The organism is Pseudoalteromonas sp. S4492 (assembly GCF_005886115.1).
Lineage (GTDB): Bacteria > Pseudomonadota > Gammaproteobacteria > Enterobacterales > Alteromonadaceae > Pseudoalteromonas > Pseudoalteromonas gelatinilytica.
Map to the genome: position 1 here is coordinate 1 of NZ_PNCP01000283.1, position 239 is coordinate 239.

At 51.5% G+C, this 239-nt stretch carries 1 protein-coding gene; it reads left to right on the forward strand.

Going from position 1 to position 239, the window contains the following annotated elements; translation table 11 throughout:
* A partial coding sequence (locus tag CWC28_RS21585; protein WP_212746831.1) for a proline racemase family protein occupies positions 1-239 on the forward strand: 239 nt, incomplete at both ends.

Sequence of the window (239 nt, forward strand, 5' to 3'; positions counted from 1 at the left end):
GTGGCGGTGACATTGATCACATCGAGCTATTTGCAAAAGGAAATAATGCCGATAGCCGAAATTTTGTACTGTGCCCGGGAAAAGCCTACGACCGCTCACCATGCGGTACTGGGACAAGTGCGAAATTAGCATGTCTTGCGGCTGACGGTGCACTGCCCCCTGGCCACACTTGGCGGCAGGAAGGTATCTGTGGCGGTATATTTGAAGCCTCCTATACACAAGAAGGCACTGACCTAATT